At 63.8% G+C, this 15,906-nt stretch carries 6 protein-coding genes; 1 reads left to right on the top strand and 5 read right to left on the bottom strand.

From position 1 onward, the window contains the following. Positions 1-5 precede the first annotated feature (5 nt). The 4 genes from ASG55_RS05520 to ASG55_RS05505 form a co-directional block, all read right to left on the bottom strand. Complete coding sequence (locus ASG55_RS05520) at positions 6-7,829, bottom strand: non-ribosomal peptide synthetase (RefSeq protein WP_056784300.1); 7,824 nt, start codon at positions 7,827-7,829, stop codon at positions 6-8. Further along, positions 7,826-11,227, bottom strand: coding sequence for a non-ribosomal peptide synthetase (locus ASG55_RS05515; RefSeq protein ID WP_056784297.1), 3,402 nt, complete (start codon positions 11,225-11,227; stop codon positions 7,826-7,828). Before ASG55_RS05515 ends, ASG55_RS05520 begins: the two co-directional genes overlap by 4 nt. 187 nt (positions 11,228-11,414) lie before the next feature. Beyond that, positions 11,415-12,398 carry a TauD/TfdA family dioxygenase gene (locus tag ASG55_RS05510; protein WP_056784293.1) on the bottom strand — a complete coding sequence of 328 codons (984 nt, stop codon included), beginning with the start codon at positions 12,396-12,398 and terminating at the stop codon, positions 11,415-11,417. Positions 12,399-12,433: 35 nt separating this feature from the next. Further along, positions 12,434-13,174 carry a thioesterase II family protein gene (locus ASG55_RS05505; RefSeq protein WP_056784290.1) on the bottom strand — a complete coding sequence of 247 codons (741 nt, stop codon included), beginning with the start codon at positions 13,172-13,174 and terminating at the stop codon, positions 12,434-12,436. A gap of 136 nt (positions 13,175-13,310) precedes the next feature. Between ASG55_RS05505 and ASG55_RS05500 the strand changes: the two genes are divergently transcribed. Further along, positions 13,311-14,444, top strand: coding sequence for a cupin-like domain-containing protein (locus tag ASG55_RS05500; protein ID WP_056784287.1), 1,134 nt, complete (start codon positions 13,311-13,313; stop codon positions 14,442-14,444). 111 nt (positions 14,445-14,555) lie between these two features. Here ASG55_RS05500 and ASG55_RS05495 read toward each other — a convergent pair whose 3' ends face one another. Next, complete coding sequence (locus tag ASG55_RS05495) at positions 14,556-15,728, bottom strand: MFS transporter (protein ID WP_056784284.1); 1,173 nt, start codon at positions 15,726-15,728, stop codon at positions 14,556-14,558. Between the last annotated feature and the right edge of the window lie 178 nt (positions 15,729-15,906).

Here is a 15,906-nt window from a genome sequence, read left to right as displayed (position 1 = left end):
CCCTCTCAAGAAATCAGTTTTTCCAGATCATCGAGGGATAGACGTTTGAGGGCCTCCAGTGATTTAGCCAATTCATCCTGAACGGGCGACATTTCGACGCGCAGGGCTTCGATCCGCGCGCAGAAATCCTTGAGGGTGTCGGTTTCGAACAGCGCCTTGAGCGGCACCTTGTCGCCGAGACGCTCCTGCACCCGGGTCACCACCAATGTCGCCAGCAACGAATGGCCGCCGAGCTGGAAGAAATTGTCCGCCAGCCCTACCCGCTCGACTTCCAGCACTTGCTGCCAGATCGTCGCGACCTCCCATTGCAGATCGCTTTGCGGCGCCTGGTATTGCTCCTGCGTCGGGCTCTCGCCCAACGTCATAAGCGCCTTGCGATCGAGCTTGCCGTTGGGCGTCAGCGGGACCGCTTCGATCAGGTGCAGGTGCCCCGGCACCATGTGCGCCGGCAAGCGGCTGACCAGGGCACTGCGCACCCGCTCGGTCAGCGTCGACTGATCGCTGGCCGATGCGGCGACGAAATAGGCATGCAGGTGTTTGCCAGCGGCGCCGTCCTGCGCCAGTACCACCGCTTCGCCGATATCGTCGAGTTCCAGCAGACGCGCCTCGATCTCGCTGAGCTCGATGCGGAAGCCGCGAATCTTCACCTGATGGTCGGCGCGACCGATGTACTCGATGTTGCCATCGTCGCCCTGGCGCACCAGATCGCCGGTGCGGTACAGGCGCTCGCCATTGCTCGCGTAAGGATTCGGCACAAAGCGTTCGGCGGTCAGCGCGGCACGACGCAGATAGCCGCGCGTCACCCCGGCACCCGCCAGATACAGCTCGGCCGCCACGCCCTCGGGCAGCGCCTGCAACTGACTGTCGAGCAGGTAGGCCACGGTGTTGTCCAGTGACCGGCCAATGTTCGCCCGGCCCTGCGGCGTGCGCAGGGTGAAGGTTGAATAAGTGGTGTCCTCCGACGGCCCGTAGAGGTCGTAGACCTGCTGCACCTGAGTGCTGGCGTAGAGGCTGTCGACCAGACTCTGCTTGAGCGGCTCGCCGGCCAGATTGATGGTGCCGACCGAAGTCGGGATCTGCCCGGCCCGTTGCAACGCGGCAATCGCCGACGGTACGGTGTTGATCAGCGTGACCTGATCGCGCGCCGGCAAATCCGCCAGCGTCAGAGCGTTGTCGGCCAGCACCAGGCAGCCACCGCAGGCCAGCGTGACGAAGATTTCCCACACCGACAGATCGAAGCAGATCGAGGTCGAGGCCAGCACACCGCGCAATTGTTCTTCGCGATAGACACCCGCAGACCACTGAATCAGCGCCGACAGATTGCCGTGGCTGATGGCTACGCCTTTCGGCTTGCCGGTGGAGCCGGAGGTGTAGATCACGTACGCCAGATTGTCTGCCGCGAGATTAACCAGTGGCGCAGCATCCGGGTATTCGCTGGCGACGTTCTCGTCCACCAGCAGCACCTGCGCACTCAAGGTTTCGGGCAGCATCGCCAAGGCCGCTGGCTCAGTGAGCAGCACCGCCGCGCGGCTGTCGTCGAGCATGTGCAGCAAGCGTTCCTGCGGGTAATCCGGATCGAGCGGCACGTAGGCGCCACCGGCCTTGAGGATCGCCAGCAAGCCGACCAGCATGTCCGGCGTGCGGCGCATGCACACGCCGACGCGCACTTCCGGCCCGACGCCCATGCCTTGCAGCTTGTGCGCCAGACGATTGGCTCGGGCATCGAGGTTTTGGTAAGCGATGGATTGCTCAGCGAACAGCACCGCGTTCGCCTGTGGCTGTCGCTGCACCTGCGCGGCGATGTGCGCCAGCACCGTGCATTGATCCGGCGTGGTAACCGGCGCCTTGCCCCACTCGATCGCTTGTTGCCGTTGTGGCTCGGCGAGCAGTTGCAGCGCGCCCAGCGGCTGCGCGGCGTCGGCGAGGAACTGCTCGAGCAGGCCTTGCAACTGCGCACTCAACGCATTGATCGCTTGAGCGTCGAAACTGGCCTGATCGTAACTCACGCCCAGACTCAGCTCACGGCCGGTGATCGCCACCAGGGTCAGCGGATAATTGGTCTGCTCCTGACGGCGGATCGCCGAGAATTTCAGGCCGGTCTGCGGACCCTGAGCCAAGGCCTCGGCCATCGGGTAGTTTTCGAACACCAGAATGCTGTCGAACAACGCCCCGGCGCCCATACCGGCCCAGCGCTGAATGTCATACAGCGGCGTGTGTTCGTGCTCGCGCAAGGCCAGGTTGAGGTCTTGCACCTGTTGCAGCCATTGGCTGACGCCGATCTCCGGCGATGGCGCCGCCACCACCGGCAAGGTGTTGATGAACAGACCGATCTGCTGCTCGACACCCGGCAAATCCGTCGGCCGCCCGGCGACAGTCGCGCCGAACGCCACGTGATCCTGGCCGGTGTAGCGCTGCAACAGCAGCAGCCACGCCGCTTGTACCAGCGTGTTGAGGGTGACTTTCTGCTCGCGGGCGAAGCGGTTCAGTTCCGCGGTCAGCGGTTCGCTGAACACATGCTGGTGATCGGCATAGCCGCTGGCCGCGAGCCTGACCGGCATGGCACTGGCCAGTCGCGTCGGCTCTTCGAGATCCGCCAGCGCCGTGCTCCAGAACTGCCGACTGGCTTGCGGATCGCGCTGGCCGAGCCATTCGATGTAATCGCGATAACGCCCCTGCCCTGTGCTCGGCACGATGCCGGCGTAACGTTGCAGCACTTCGCCGAACAACTGCGAAGTGCTCCAGCCGTCCATGAGGATGTGATGGCAGGTGTAGATCAGGTGATGAGTGTGCTCATCGATGCGCACCAACGTCACGCGCAACAGCGGTGCGTCGAGCAGATCGAAACCGTTGTGCAGATCTTCAGCGGCGAGATGATCAAGCGCGGCATCCAGGCCGGCGCGACCGCGCCAGTCCTGCACCTGCCACGGCATCTGCACACGGCTGCGGACCACCTGCACCGGCGCGGCGGCATCCTGCGGCCAGACGAACGCCGTACGCAGAATATCGTGGGCTTCGAGGGTCTGCTGCCAGGCCTGGCGGAAGCGCTCGACGTCGAGCTGCTCGACGTCGACGCGCAGCTGATTGGTGTAGGCCGGGCTGTCCGGCTCGTTGCGGCTGTGGAACAGAATGCCTTGCTGCATCGGCGACAGCGGGTACAGATCGACGATGTCACGCGGCGCAATCGGCAATGCCGACAGCTGCGCCTGGGTCAGGTTGGCGAGGTTGAAATCCGAGGGTGTCACGCCACCTGCGCCGCTCGCGCAGCAATGTTCGATCAGGCGTTGCAGTTCGCGGCGATAAGCCTCGGCCAATGCCTCGATGGTTTCGGCGCGATACATGCCGGTGCCGAAGGTCCAGGTCAGTTCCAGCTCTCCGCCGAGAACCTGACCGTCAACGCTCAACCAATTGCCCAGCGGCGCTTGCCCATCCTGATTGGCGCCAGTGCCGTCGCTGCTTGGCAAGAACAACGCGCCTTGCTCAGCGCTGAACGCGCCATCGAACTGGCCGAGATAATTGAAGGTTACCCGTGGTTGCGCCAGCGTCTGCAACTCGGCAGCACGCGTGAGGTAACGCAGCACGCCATAACCGATGCCTTTGCCCGGCACAGCGCGCAGTTGCTCCTTGATCGCGCACAGCGACGCAGCGGGACTCGTCTGCGGGGTCAGGCGCACCGGGAACAGGCTGCTGAACCAGCCGACCGTGCGGCTCAGGTCGATGTCGTCGAACAGGTCTTCACGACCATGGCCTTCGAGCTGGATCAACACCGAAGGCTGCTCGCTCCAGTCACACAACACCCGCGCCAATGCGGTCAGCAACAGGTCGTTGATTTGCGTGCGGTAGGCCGCCGGGGCGACTTTCAATAGCTTGTCGGTCAGTGTCTGGCTCAGGCGCGTACTGGCGCGGGCGGCCTGGCCGCGGGTTTGGTTGTCCACGGCAAAATCTTGTGGCAGTGCCGCGTCTTCCGCCGCCAGAGTCTGGCGCCAATAATCGCTTTCGGCCGCCAACGTTTCGCTCTGTGCATAACGATGCAACTGCTCGGCCCAGTTGTGCAGCGAACTGCTCTGGCCTGGCAACACCGGCGCCGTCCCCGCCGCCCATGCGTGGTAAGCCTGCTGCAAGTCTTCGAGCAGAATGCGCCACGACACGCCGTCGACCACCAGGTGATGAATCACCAGCAACAAGCGCTGCTCGGCGTTCGGCAGGTTGACCAGCACCGCGCGCAGCAAGTGCCCGCGTTGCAAATCCAGGCTGCGCTGCGCCGCGTCGGCCACGGCCGGCAAGGCATCGAGGCTGTCCAGCTCGCGTACCCAGAGCAATTCGGCATCACCCTGCGGCTGGGGCAGTGCCTGCCAGTGATCGCCCGACTGCACAAAGCTCAAGGCCAGCGCTTCGTGCTGTTCGACCAACGTCGCCAGCGCCTTGCGCAAATGCGCGGCATCCAGCGCCAGGGTCGGTTGCAGCATCACCGACTGGTTCCAATGCTGGCGCTGGGCAAGCGGCGTCTCGAAGAAGCGCACCTGAATCGGCAGCAACGGCAACGGCCCGCGTGCCACAGGTGCGGCGACGGCAGCCGGTTTGGCTTCGATCAGTTTGGCCACGGCAGCCAATTGGCCGATGGTCTGTTTTTCGAACAACTGCTTGGGGCTGAGCTTGATGCCCTGGCGCTTGGCCCGGGCGATGATCTGCAAGCTGAGGATCGAGTCGCCGCCCAGTTCGAAGAAGTTATCGCTGCTGCCGACCCGCTCGAGCTTGAGCACCTCGGCCCAGATCGCGGCCAGTTTTTCCTCGATCTCACCGACCGGCGCGACGAACTGCTGGCTGACCACGCCGGGCACTGGCAAGGCACGCTTGTCGAGCTTGCCGTTGGCAGTCAGCGGCAGCTTTTCCAGCAACAGCAACTGCGCCGGCACCAGGTAATCCGGCAGCCGCGCCTGCAATTGCTCGCGCAGCTCCTGCGCCTGCACCTTCGCGCCCACTGCCGGCACGCACCACGCCAGCAGTTGCAGGCGCGCCGGATCGTCATCCAGTGGCAGCGCGAGCACGGCGGCTTCGCTGACGTCATCGAGGCTGAGCAACACCCGCGCGACTTCCGCAGGCTCCACACGGTAGCCGCGCACTTTGACCTGATCGTCGGCACGACCGATGAACTCCAGCGCCTGCTCGCGATTGCGCCGGACCCGGTCGCCACTGCGGTAGACCCGCGCGCCCGCTGCGCCGAACGGGTCGGGCAGGAAGCGTTCTGCGGTCAGCGCTGGCTGATTCAGGTAGCCAAGGGCAACGCTGTCGCCACCGATGTACAACTCACCAGCAACCTGATCGGCTACCGGGTTGAGCACATCGTCGAGCACATAGACATGGGCACCGGCCAACGCCGTGCCGACCGGAACACTGCGTGCTTGCGCGGCAAGCACTTCGACCTCATGGGTCAGCACGCCCACGGTGGTTTCGCTCGGCCCGTAGTGGTTGATCAGGCGGCAGCCCGGCTTAAGTTGCTGAACGCGCTCGACCAGCGCCGGCGAACAGGCTTCGCCGCCGACGATCAGCGCGTGTTCCGGCAACGCATCGGCAGGCTTGGCCGCCTGCAACAGCGCGGCGAGATGTCCGGGGACGATTTTCAACACGCCAACGCGATGGCGGGCCATGTATTCGGCAAAGCGATCCGGATCGAAGCCGAGTTCTTCCGGCAGCACATGCAGCAATCGGCCCGAGCACAACGCGCCGAACAGCACCGTGAAGCCAAGGTCGGCGGCGATGGTCGAGACCAGCGCCATGCTCGCCTCCGGCGCCGGCGCCAGACGCTCGAGTACACCGCGCACATAACTGCCCAGCGCGCCGTGGCTGACCAGCACGCCCTTGGGTTGCCCGGTGGAACCGGAGGTGTGAATCACGTAGGCCGGCGACTGCGCATACAGCGTCAGCTCAGGCGCGGACGTCGGCAGCGAGTGCCATTGCCCCGGCGCAAACTCCAGACCCTGACAGCCCTCCCCCGCCAGTTCGCTGAGCCGTGCGTCGCCTTCAGCACCGATCAGCGCCCGCGCCTGGGCAGCGCCGAGCATCTGCTTCAGGCGCGCGCTTGGCGCCTTGACGTCGAGCGGCATGTACACCGCGCCAGCCTTGAAAATCGCCAGCAGGCAAGTCAGCCAGTCCAGCGAACGCTCCAGCAGCACCGCCACCGGTTCGCCGACACTGACGCCCTGCGCACGCAAATAATGGGCGAGACGGTTGGCTTGTTCATCCAGCGCCTGGAAAGTCACCGTTTGCTTGAGATCCCGAGCGGCCAGCGCCAGCGGCTGCCGGGCCACTTCACGCGCCCAGTGTTGCAACACCGTCAACGCCGGTTCGCGGTGAATGGCAAGCACAGCAGGCCGCCGCGTGGCCACGGTGTGCAATGGCGCCTGCGGCGAGTTGAGCAACTGTGTAAACAGGTCCAGCAACATCGGCACAAAACCGGCGACCGTTTCAGCCCGGTAGAGATCGCTGGCGTAGGTCATCTGACCGTGGATCAGTGCGCCGTCGTCGGTGATGTCCAGGGCCAGATCGAAATGCGTGCCGTCCTTGGCCAGCGGGTATTCGCTGACGGTCAGGCCGGGCAAGGCCATCGAGCGTTGTTTCTGCATGCCGACGTTCTGGTTGAACTTGGCCTGGAACAGCGGGTTGTGGCCCAGGGTGCGTTCGGCGACCAATTCGTCGACGAGTTGCTCGAACGGCAACTCCTGATGTGCCTGTGCGCCGAATGCCGCTTCACGCACATGCGCGAGCAAATCCGTGAAACTGCCGCGCTCATCGATCTGGCAACGCAGCACCTGGGTGTTGACGAAGAAACCGATCAGCCCCTCGACTTCGGCGCGGCCACGGTTGGCATTCGGCACGCCGACACGAATGTCGCGCTCGCCGGCCAGACGCGAAAGGAACAGCGAGAACCCGGCCAGCACCAGCATGAACAGACTGATCCCCTGGCTGCGCGCGAAGGCATTGAGCTGCTGCGAAAGGTCAGCACCGAAATCGAAACTCAGGGTCTGTCCTGCAAAGCTTTGCGTCAGCGGTCGGGCAAAGTCCGCTGCCACTTCCAGCAGCGGATGCTCGTCGCCCAGTTGCTGACGCCAGTAGTCGAGCTGGCGTTCGCCCTCGCCGGCTTCCAGCCAGCGCCGCTGCCAGATCGCATAGTCGGCGTACTGCAATGGCAACGCCGGCAACTGCGGCTCGCGCTGCAGGCTGAACGCCTGATAGCACTGCACGAATTCCTTGACCATGACGTCCATCGACCAGCCATCGGAGACGATGTGATGCATGCTCACCACCAGCACGAACTCATCGTCGGTCAAAGCAAACAGGCTGGCGCGCAACAGCGGGCCGTGGCGCAGATCGAACGGTTGCGCGGTGACGTCTTGCACGTGTTGCGCGAGCACTTCTTCGCGCTCTTGCGCGGCGGTGCCAGTCAGATCGAAGCGTGCCAGCGCAATACTTTGTTGCTCGAGAATCAGCTGATGCGCTTGATCACCGTCGGTGTGAAACACCGTGCGCAATACTTCGTGGCGCGCCAGCAGATGATCGAACGAGCGGCTCAAGGCAGACTCGTCCAGCCGGCCTTTCAGACGCAAGCCAGCGGCCATGTTGTACGCGGCGCTGTGCGGCTCCAGTTGCCAGAGAAACAGCAGGCGCTGCTGGGCGAACGACAGGGGAATCTGCGCACAGTCGTGGCGGCTGACCGGCAGCGGCAACAGGCTGAAATCCTTGCCCTCCTCGCGCAATTTGGCCAGAAACAGCCGACGCTGTTCCAGCGGCAGGCCGACGAACCTTTTTGCAATACGTTCCGCCATCGTGCCGCTCATACTTCTTCTCCTTGCAAAGCATTCATGAACTGATCCAGGTCGGACCAGTCGTCGTCGCCGCTCGCCTCGGCCAGTTGCCCGAGCACCTCGGCCAGATCCGCCAGCAGCGGTTTTTCGAACAGGCTGCGCAGCGGCAGCACCACGCCCATCTGCTCCTTGACCCGGGCAATCACCTGCGCGGCCAGCAACGAATGGCCGCCCAGTTCAAAAAAGTGATCGTCCAGGCCCACACGCGGCACGTGCAGCACCTCGGCCCAGACCTGCGCCAGACATTGTTCGGCCGGTGATTGCGGGGCGCGGTAATCGCCCTGCAACTGCGCCGGATCCGGCGTCGGCAAGGCCTTGCGGTCAAGCTTGCCACTCGGTGTCAGCGGCAGGTTCGCCAGCAACAGCAGATGCCCCGGCACCATGTAATCCGGCAGGCTGGCTTGCAGCGCGGCGCGGGTCTGCTGACGGAATGCCGCTTGCGTCGCCGCGCTGGCGAGCACCGCAGGTTCTGTCACAACGTAGGCGACCAGTTGCGCACCGCCGGCGAACGGCACCGCCAGCACCACTGCTTCGCGAACGCCCGGAGATTGCTGCAAGCGCGATTCGATCTCGCCCAGTTCGATGCGGAAGCCGCGAATCTTCACCTGATGATCGACCCGGCCGACATACTCCAGCGCGCCATCCGCGCGCAGCCGTGCACGGTCGCCAGTGCGATACAGGCGCTGGCCGTCGGCAAACGGGTCGGCAATGAAACGCTCGGCGCTGAGGCTCGGCTGACGCTGATAACCGCGCGCCAGACCCGGCCCACCGATGTACAACTCGCCCACCGCGCCTTGCGGCAGCAGGTTCAGATCATCGTCGAGCACGTACAGGCGACGCGCTGCAAGTCCGTGGCCGATCGGCATGCCACGCCACGACACGTCCTGCGCGGTCAGCGCGGTGCAGTCATGAATCGTCGAGACCACCGTGGCCTCGGTCGGGCCGTAGGTATTGAGCAGGCGCACATGCCCCAGCCCGGCCTGCTGCCACAGGCGCAAGCCGTCCACCGCCATGGCTTCGCCGCCGACGTGAATCTGCCGCAGCGCGCCGAAACTTGACGGCGGTTTCGCCGCGTATTCCTGCACCAGCCAATACCAATAAGCCGCTGGCAGATCAGCCAGGGTAATGCCCTGATCGATGATCACCTGATGCAGCGTCGCGCTGTCCCACAACGGCGCATCGCGCATGACCACGCTGGCGCCATGGCACAGCGGCGGGAAAAACTGCTCGACGAAACCGTCGAAACTGCTGGTGGCGAATTGCAGAACCCGGTCGCCTTCACGCAAATCGCTGTAGTCGATGGCGCGGGCAATGAACTCGCTCAGCGCGCCATGACTGACCGCCACGCCTTTCGGCCGCCCGGTGGAACCCGAGGTGTAGATCACATAAGCGAGGTTGTCGGCTTCGACCGTGACCGGCAGATTTTCGCTCTGTTCGCTGGCGGGCAATTGCTCCAGACACAGGCATTCGATGCCGTCGAGCGGCGGTAGGCTGGCGAGGCTTTGCCGGTCGCTGAGCAACAGGTTCAAACCGCTGTCAGCGAGCACATGGCGCAAGCGTTCGGCCGGCGTCTGCGGATCCAGCGGCACGTAGGCGCCGCCGGCCTTGAGCACCGCCAGCAGCGCCACCGCCAGTTCCAGCGAGCGGCCCAGCGCAACACCGACCAGCACGTCCGGGCCGACACCCTGTGCGCGCAACTGATGGGCCAGACGATTGCTGCGGGTGTTGAGTTCGTCGTAGCTGAATGCCGGCGCAGGCGCTGTGGCCAACCGCACCGCCGGCGCTTGCCCAGTGCGTGCTACTTGCGCTTCGAACAGGCTTTGCACGCTAGTGAAACGAGGCGCTGGCGCGGTGGCCTGGATCAACCCGTGGCGTTCGCTGTCGGCGAGCATCGCCACTTCGCCGATCAACTGCTGCGGATCGCGGCACACCGACTGGAGAATGTTGCGCCAATGCCCGGCCAGCGCGGAGATGGTTGAAGCATCAAAAATATCCGTGGCGTAAGTGAAGGCAGCAAACAATTGCTCGCCCTCCTCGCGAGTGTCGAGCATCAGGTCACTGGTGGCCGCATGTTGCCGGCCGCTGCCGGCCAGTTGCTCCTCGCTCAGATAACCCACGCGCAAGCCTGAAGCGAGTTGCGCCTGGTGCAAATCGGTGACCAGCGGCTGATGGTTGAACATCACCTGAAACAGCGGATTGTGGCTCTGGCTGCGCGCCGGTTGCAGGGCTTCGATCAGGGCGTCGAACGGCAGATCCTGATGGGCCTGGGCGCCGAGGGCGGCCTGGCGCAGGTTCTGCAGCAACTCGGTGAAGGGCGTTTGTGCGGTGACCACGCTGCGCAGAATCTGCGTGTTGACGAAGAAGCCGATCAACCCTTCGGTTTCACTGCGGGTGCGGTTGGCGATCAGCCCGCCGACACGAATATCGGTCTGGCCGCTGTAGCGATGCAACAGGGTCTTGAACGCTGCCAGCAACACCACGAACAAGGTTACGCCCTGACGCTGGGCAAGGTTTTTCAGCTCTTCGCGCAGGGGTGCGTCGATCACCGTTTCCAGGCGTGCGCCCTGATGACTGGACTGCGCCGGATAGGCGCGATCGGTGGGCAATTCCAGCACTGGATGTTCGTCGCCCAGTTGCGTGCGCCAGTAGTCCAATTGCCGCTCGCGCTCACCGGCCTCCAGCCAGCTGCGCTGCCACAGTGCGTAGTCGCGGTAATGCACGCTCAACGGCGCCAGCGTCGGATCACGCCCGGCGACCAACGCGTCGTAAGTGCGCATGAATTCGTCGATCAGAATGTTCATCGACCAACCGTCGGCGATGATGTGATGCAGGGTCAGCAGCAGCACATGTTCCTGCTCGGCCAGGCGCAACAGACGCAGACTCAGCAGCGGGCCGTTCTGCAGGTCGAAGGCCTGGGTCGTCTCGGCCATCATGTGCTGCTGCGCCAGCGGCCAGCGCTGCGCTTCGGGCACCGTGCTCAGGTCAGTGACGGGCAGTTTTAGTGGCTTTGGTTCGGCCACACGCTGGAAGGCACACTCGCCGTCCTGGCCGAAGGTGGTGCGCAAACATTCGTGGCGCGCCGCCAGACGGCTGAAGGCCTGCTCCAGTGCCTCGACTTGCAACTCACCATCCAGACGCACAGCCATCGGCAGGTTGTAGGCGGCGCTGGTCGGCTCCAGTTGCCAGAGAAACCACATGCGCTGCTGCGCGTAAGACAGGCCGTCACGCTCGGCGATGCCGTCGCAGGCGGTCATGGGCAGCTGCGCAAAATCGATACCTTCGCGGGCCATGCCGGCGAGGAACAGACGGCGTTTGTCCTGGGGCAATTCGATAAAGCGGCGGGCTAGTTTCTGTGCGTCTGCGGCATTCATGCGTGGAGTCCTTGCTGATCGGCGGCGTGACCTGGAGACCCGGTCGTATCAACAAGAACGAATGGCCCGCGCGATGATTTAGCGCACCGGCGGCAATCGCGGCCCGACGGTACGAAGGCCAGACACGCAAATGCCGAAGCCGGTACAGGCCCGGATTCGGCATTTGAGTTGAAGGGTTGCGAACAGGTCAGCGCACGTCCTGCGAATGCCCCTCGGCCATGGCCACGATGACTTTGCGCGGCCCTTCGAACGGTGAGCGCGCGTGAGCCGAGAGCATGTTGTCGAGCATCAGCACATCGCCCTCCTGCCAGGGGAAACTGATCGCACAGTCGTCGAGCACCGCGCGAATCTGCGCCAGCACTTCGTCTTCGATCGGCGAGCCGTCGCCGTAGTAGACGTTACGTGGCAGGTCTTCTTCGTCAACGATGTCGAGCAGGCTTTCGCGCACGTCCGCTGGCAGGTTGGAGATGTGAAACAGGTGCGCCTGATTGAACCAGACGTGCTCGCCCGTGACCGGGTGCACCGCCACCGCCTGACAGGTCTGGCGCGTGCGCAGCTCACCGTCGTCCTTCCACTCGCAGACAATGCCGTGAGCCTTGCAGTAGGCCTCGACGACTTCACGGTCTTCGGTGTTGAACACGTCTTCCCAGGCCACATCGAGGCCATTGCCGAAGTTGCGCACGTACATCAGGCCTTTGCTGACGAAACGCTCGCGGATCGCCACCGGGATGCGCCGGTACACTTCGCGGCTGTCGGCAATCGGCGTCTCACCGCCGGACCTGGCGGCGATCATGCTGTAGAACCAGATCTTCATCGGCCAGTCGCGGGAATAAGCCTGTTCGTTGTGCAGCGGAATGCTTTGGTGCGCCGGGTATTCGGTGGAGGTGTACACGCCTTGGGTGACGTTGGTACGCGGCGTCGAGCCGAACTCGTAGTTGAGCAATGGATGGCCGAAACTCGCGGCAAACTGGCGAAACTGCTCGGCGCCGTCGAGGCGGAAGCCGCGAAACAGCACGCCACCGTCGCGCAGCAGATGCTCGTCGACCAGCGCCTTCAATTCATCGAATACCGCCAACAGATCGGTGTCGGCATCGTCCGCCTCGACCAGCAGCGGCAAACGTCCGCGCTGCGGCAGCAACGGCCGCACGGAAAACCCCAGAGCAACAGCCATGACTGGCCTCCTGAAAATGATAGATGAGTCGCGTCTCAGAACGCCGGTTGCGCGGCCTGCGCATGGCGCCGGTGATGCACTTCCAGATGCGTCTTGATCGTGCGAATGACCCGCGCTTCATGTTCATGAATGAAGAAATGCCCGCCGGTCATCATGTCCACCGAGAAACTGCCCAGGGTCTCTTTGCTCCAGCCGATCAGTTGTTCGGTGGTGGCGCGGTCTTCCTTGCCACCGAGCACGTGCACCGGGCAATTGAGCAAGGGCCGCTCGGCAGGCGTGAAGCGCCCGCACATCATGAAATCGGCGCGCAGCACCGGCAGGGTCAGGCTCATCAGCTCTTTATTGGCGAGGACTTCTTCGCTGGTACCCTGAAAAGTGCGCAACTGTTCGATGAGTTCTGCATCGCTGCGCGGTTCGGCAAAGCCTCGGTCGTAATCGCTGCGCATGGACGGTGCGGCGGTGCCGGAGGCGAACAGCGCCAGCGGCTCCGGCACACCCAATTCGCGAAAGGCATGGGCCATTTCGCAGGCGAGCAACGCACCGAGGCTATGCCCGAACAACGCATACGGGCCTTGCAGCCCCGGCTTGTGCTCGCGCGCCAGTTGCCGCGCCAGTGCGCGCATGTCGGTTTGCAGCGGTTCATCGAACCGCGCGCCACGTCCCGGCAGTTCCACCGGTTGCAATTGCAGCCACGTCGGCAGTTGACGCCGCCAGCGACTGTAAACCATGGCGCTGGCGCCCGAATAGGGCAGGCACAGCAATGTCAGCTTGGTCACCGCGCTTTCCTTGAAAAATGTGTCTGCAAGAAAGACGGATCACTCGCCGGACAAATTAGTCGCCCGGTCGCTAAATTCCCCCGCCAGCCGCTCGTTGCCTGTTCAGGAAAAAAACAACAATCGCGAGGGAATCACCGTGGACCTGCAGAGCATTCTGGGCAAGTTGTTCGCCAACGCCGGCGCGGTCGGCATCGAGGGGGTTTTCCAGTTCATCTTCAGTGCGCAACAGGCGTACTGGTACGACATCAAGACCAGCCAGCGCACGGAAGTCGGGCGCCACCCGCGTCCGGACGTGACCATCGAAGTCGCGCAAAAAGACTTTCTCGGGATCATGGCCGGCGTGGTCAACGTCGAGGAACTGTTCGCCAGCGGGCGCCTGAAGATCGGCGGCAACATGGGCCTGGCGACGATGTTGCCGCAGATCATCGACCACGCTCGCCAGGGTGGCGGCACGGTGGAAAAGGTTGACATGAACAAGCGCTACCCGACGCCACCGCGCTTCAGCGAAAAGCTCACTGCCGCGCTGCCTCGGCAGACCAGCATCGAACGCCGTGCGCGCGCCGAGTTGAGCCGGCACGAATTCGAAACCCGGTATCTGCCCAACGGCATTCCATTGGTGATCAGCAATGCCCTGCACGACTGGCCATTGTTCAGCCTGAGCCGCGAGGAATCGCTGGTGCATTTCGCCGAACTGCAGGGCATCACCCGCCATGGCGATTATGTGAAGAAGACCTTTTCCACCGAGCGTGATTTCCGCTCGACCTCGATGGCCGAATTCATCGCCTCGCTGGACAGCCCGGCGGTCAAAGGCGCGGATGGCGAGCCGCCGGCGTACATGGGCAACAACATCCTGCCCGCGCAATTGTTGCAGCAGATCCAGTACCCGCCCTACTTCGACACGTCGCTGTTCATTCCGCCACGTATCTGGATCGGCCCCAAGGGCACGCTGACGCCGTTGCACCGCGATGACACCGACAACCTCTTCGCCCAGGTTTGGGGGCAGAAAAAATTCACCCTTGCCGCGCCGCATCACCGCGAGGCACTGGGCACTTGGTCGACCGCGCCCAAGGGTGGCCTGGATGGCTGCGATTTCAACCCCGATGCGCCGGACTATGAACGCTTCCCGGCAGCGCGGGAGGTGACGTTTTTGCGGGTGACGCTGGAGGCTGGGGATCTGCTGTTCCTGCCCGAGGGCTGGTTCCATCAGGTGGAGTCCGTGTCGACTTCGTTATCAGTCAACTTCTGGGTCAACTCAGGACGCGGCTGGTAACACCGCAAAATAACTGTGGGAGCGAGCCAGCTCGCGAAGGCGTTGTATCAGGTATGAAGATATTTACTGACACACCGCCTTCGCGAGCAGGCTCGCTCCCACAGTGGAATTTCATTTCAAGTGACGGAAACTTTGAAACGCGGAAATCAGCACCACCGCCCCCGCCGCTATCGCCAGCCAAAACCCGCTGCGCGCACCAAACGCGTCCACCAGCGCGCCGGAACCAGCTGCGCCGATCGCCACGCCGATGCTCAGCCCGGTCACCAGCCAGGTCAGGCCTTCGGTCAGTTTGGCTGGTGGCACGATGCGTTCGATCAACGCCATCGCGACGATCAGCGTCGGTGAGAAGAACAGCCCGGCGATAAATACCGCGATCGACAAGCCGAGGATATTGCTCGCCAAGAGCAGCGGCAGCGTGGTCACTGCCGTCGCCACGCCGCCGTAGAGAAACAGGCGCGGCAGCGGCAGTTTCGAACGCATCGCACCGAAGGCGATGCCAGCCAGGCATGAGCCGATCGCGTATACCGACAAAACAATACTCGCCGCTGCCGGCTGGCCCTGATGTTGAGCGAAGGCGACGCTGACCACATCGATGACCCCGACGATCACGCCCATCGCCAGCATCAACGCCAGCAGCCATTGCACGTCGGTCGAGCGAATGATCGAGCCCCGATGCTGCGACTCCTGCGCGTGCACGGGTGGCTCGGTGCTGCGCTGGGCGACAAACACCGTTACCCCTATGGCCAGGGCCAACAACGCCGCCAGCGGCCCGGCCTCGGGAAACACCGCGACCGACAAGCCCACCGACAGCGGCGGCCCGACGATAAAACACACTTCGTCGAGCACCGACTCCAGCGCATACGCCGTCTGCAATTGCGGCTGGCCACGGTAGATTTCAGTCCAGCGCGCCCGCACCATCGCCGACATGCTCGGCATGCACCCGGCCAGCGCGGCGAACACGAACAACGTCCAGTTCGGCGCCTGCAGACGCGTGCACAGCAGCAACATCAACAACCCGCCGCCACCGGTCAGCGCTGCAATTGGCAGCACCCGCCCCTGCCCATAACGGTCCACCAATCGCGATACCTGCGGCGCGCAAAACGCCGTGGCCAAGGCAAAGGTCGCCGCCACCGCCCCCGCCAGCGCATAACCGCCGTTCAACTGCGCAAGCATGGTGATGAGGCCGATGCCGGTCATGGAAATGGGCATGCGCGCCAGCATCCCGGCCAGCACAAACGCACGGGCGCCGGGGGCGGTGAACAATTCGCGGTAGGGATTTGCCATCGATTGCAGCCTCATCAGGGGCGGCCAAGTTGCCATAGCCTTGAATGCCGTGGAAGCGCGCAATTGTTAGCGGTCTGTGAAGGCCCCTTCGCTCGCACATTCGAAATGCCGTCCCCCGGTGGGAGCGAGCCTGCTCGCGAAGGGGCCGGCGCAATCACCGCATCCAGCAAATGAACTC

Source organism: Pseudomonas sp. Leaf434 (assembly GCF_001425545.1).
In the GTDB taxonomy this organism is placed as follows: Bacteria; Pseudomonadota; Gammaproteobacteria; order Pseudomonadales; family Pseudomonadaceae; genus Aquipseudomonas; species Aquipseudomonas siliginis.
Note: the sequence above shows the minus strand (reverse complement) of the source record. Positions and strands in the feature narration are given on the sequence as shown.

Bases quoted from the DNA above. Each gene is read 5' to 3' on its own strand.
- ASG55_RS05515 (WP_056784297.1), bottom strand. From the start codon at position 11,227: ATGAATGCCGCAGACGCACAGAAACTAGCCCGCCGCTTTATCGAATTG.
- ASG55_RS05510 (WP_056784293.1), bottom strand. From the start codon at position 12,398: ATGGCTGTTGCTCTGGGGTTTTCCGTGCGGCCGTTGCTGCCGCAGCGC.
- ASG55_RS05495 (WP_056784284.1), bottom strand. From the start codon at position 15,728: ATGGCAAATCCCTACCGCGAATTGTTCACCGCCCCCGGCGCCCGTGCG.
- ASG55_RS05520 (WP_056784300.1), bottom strand. From the start codon at position 7,829: ATGAGCGGCACGATGGCGGAACGTATTGCAAAAAGGTTCGTCGGCCTG.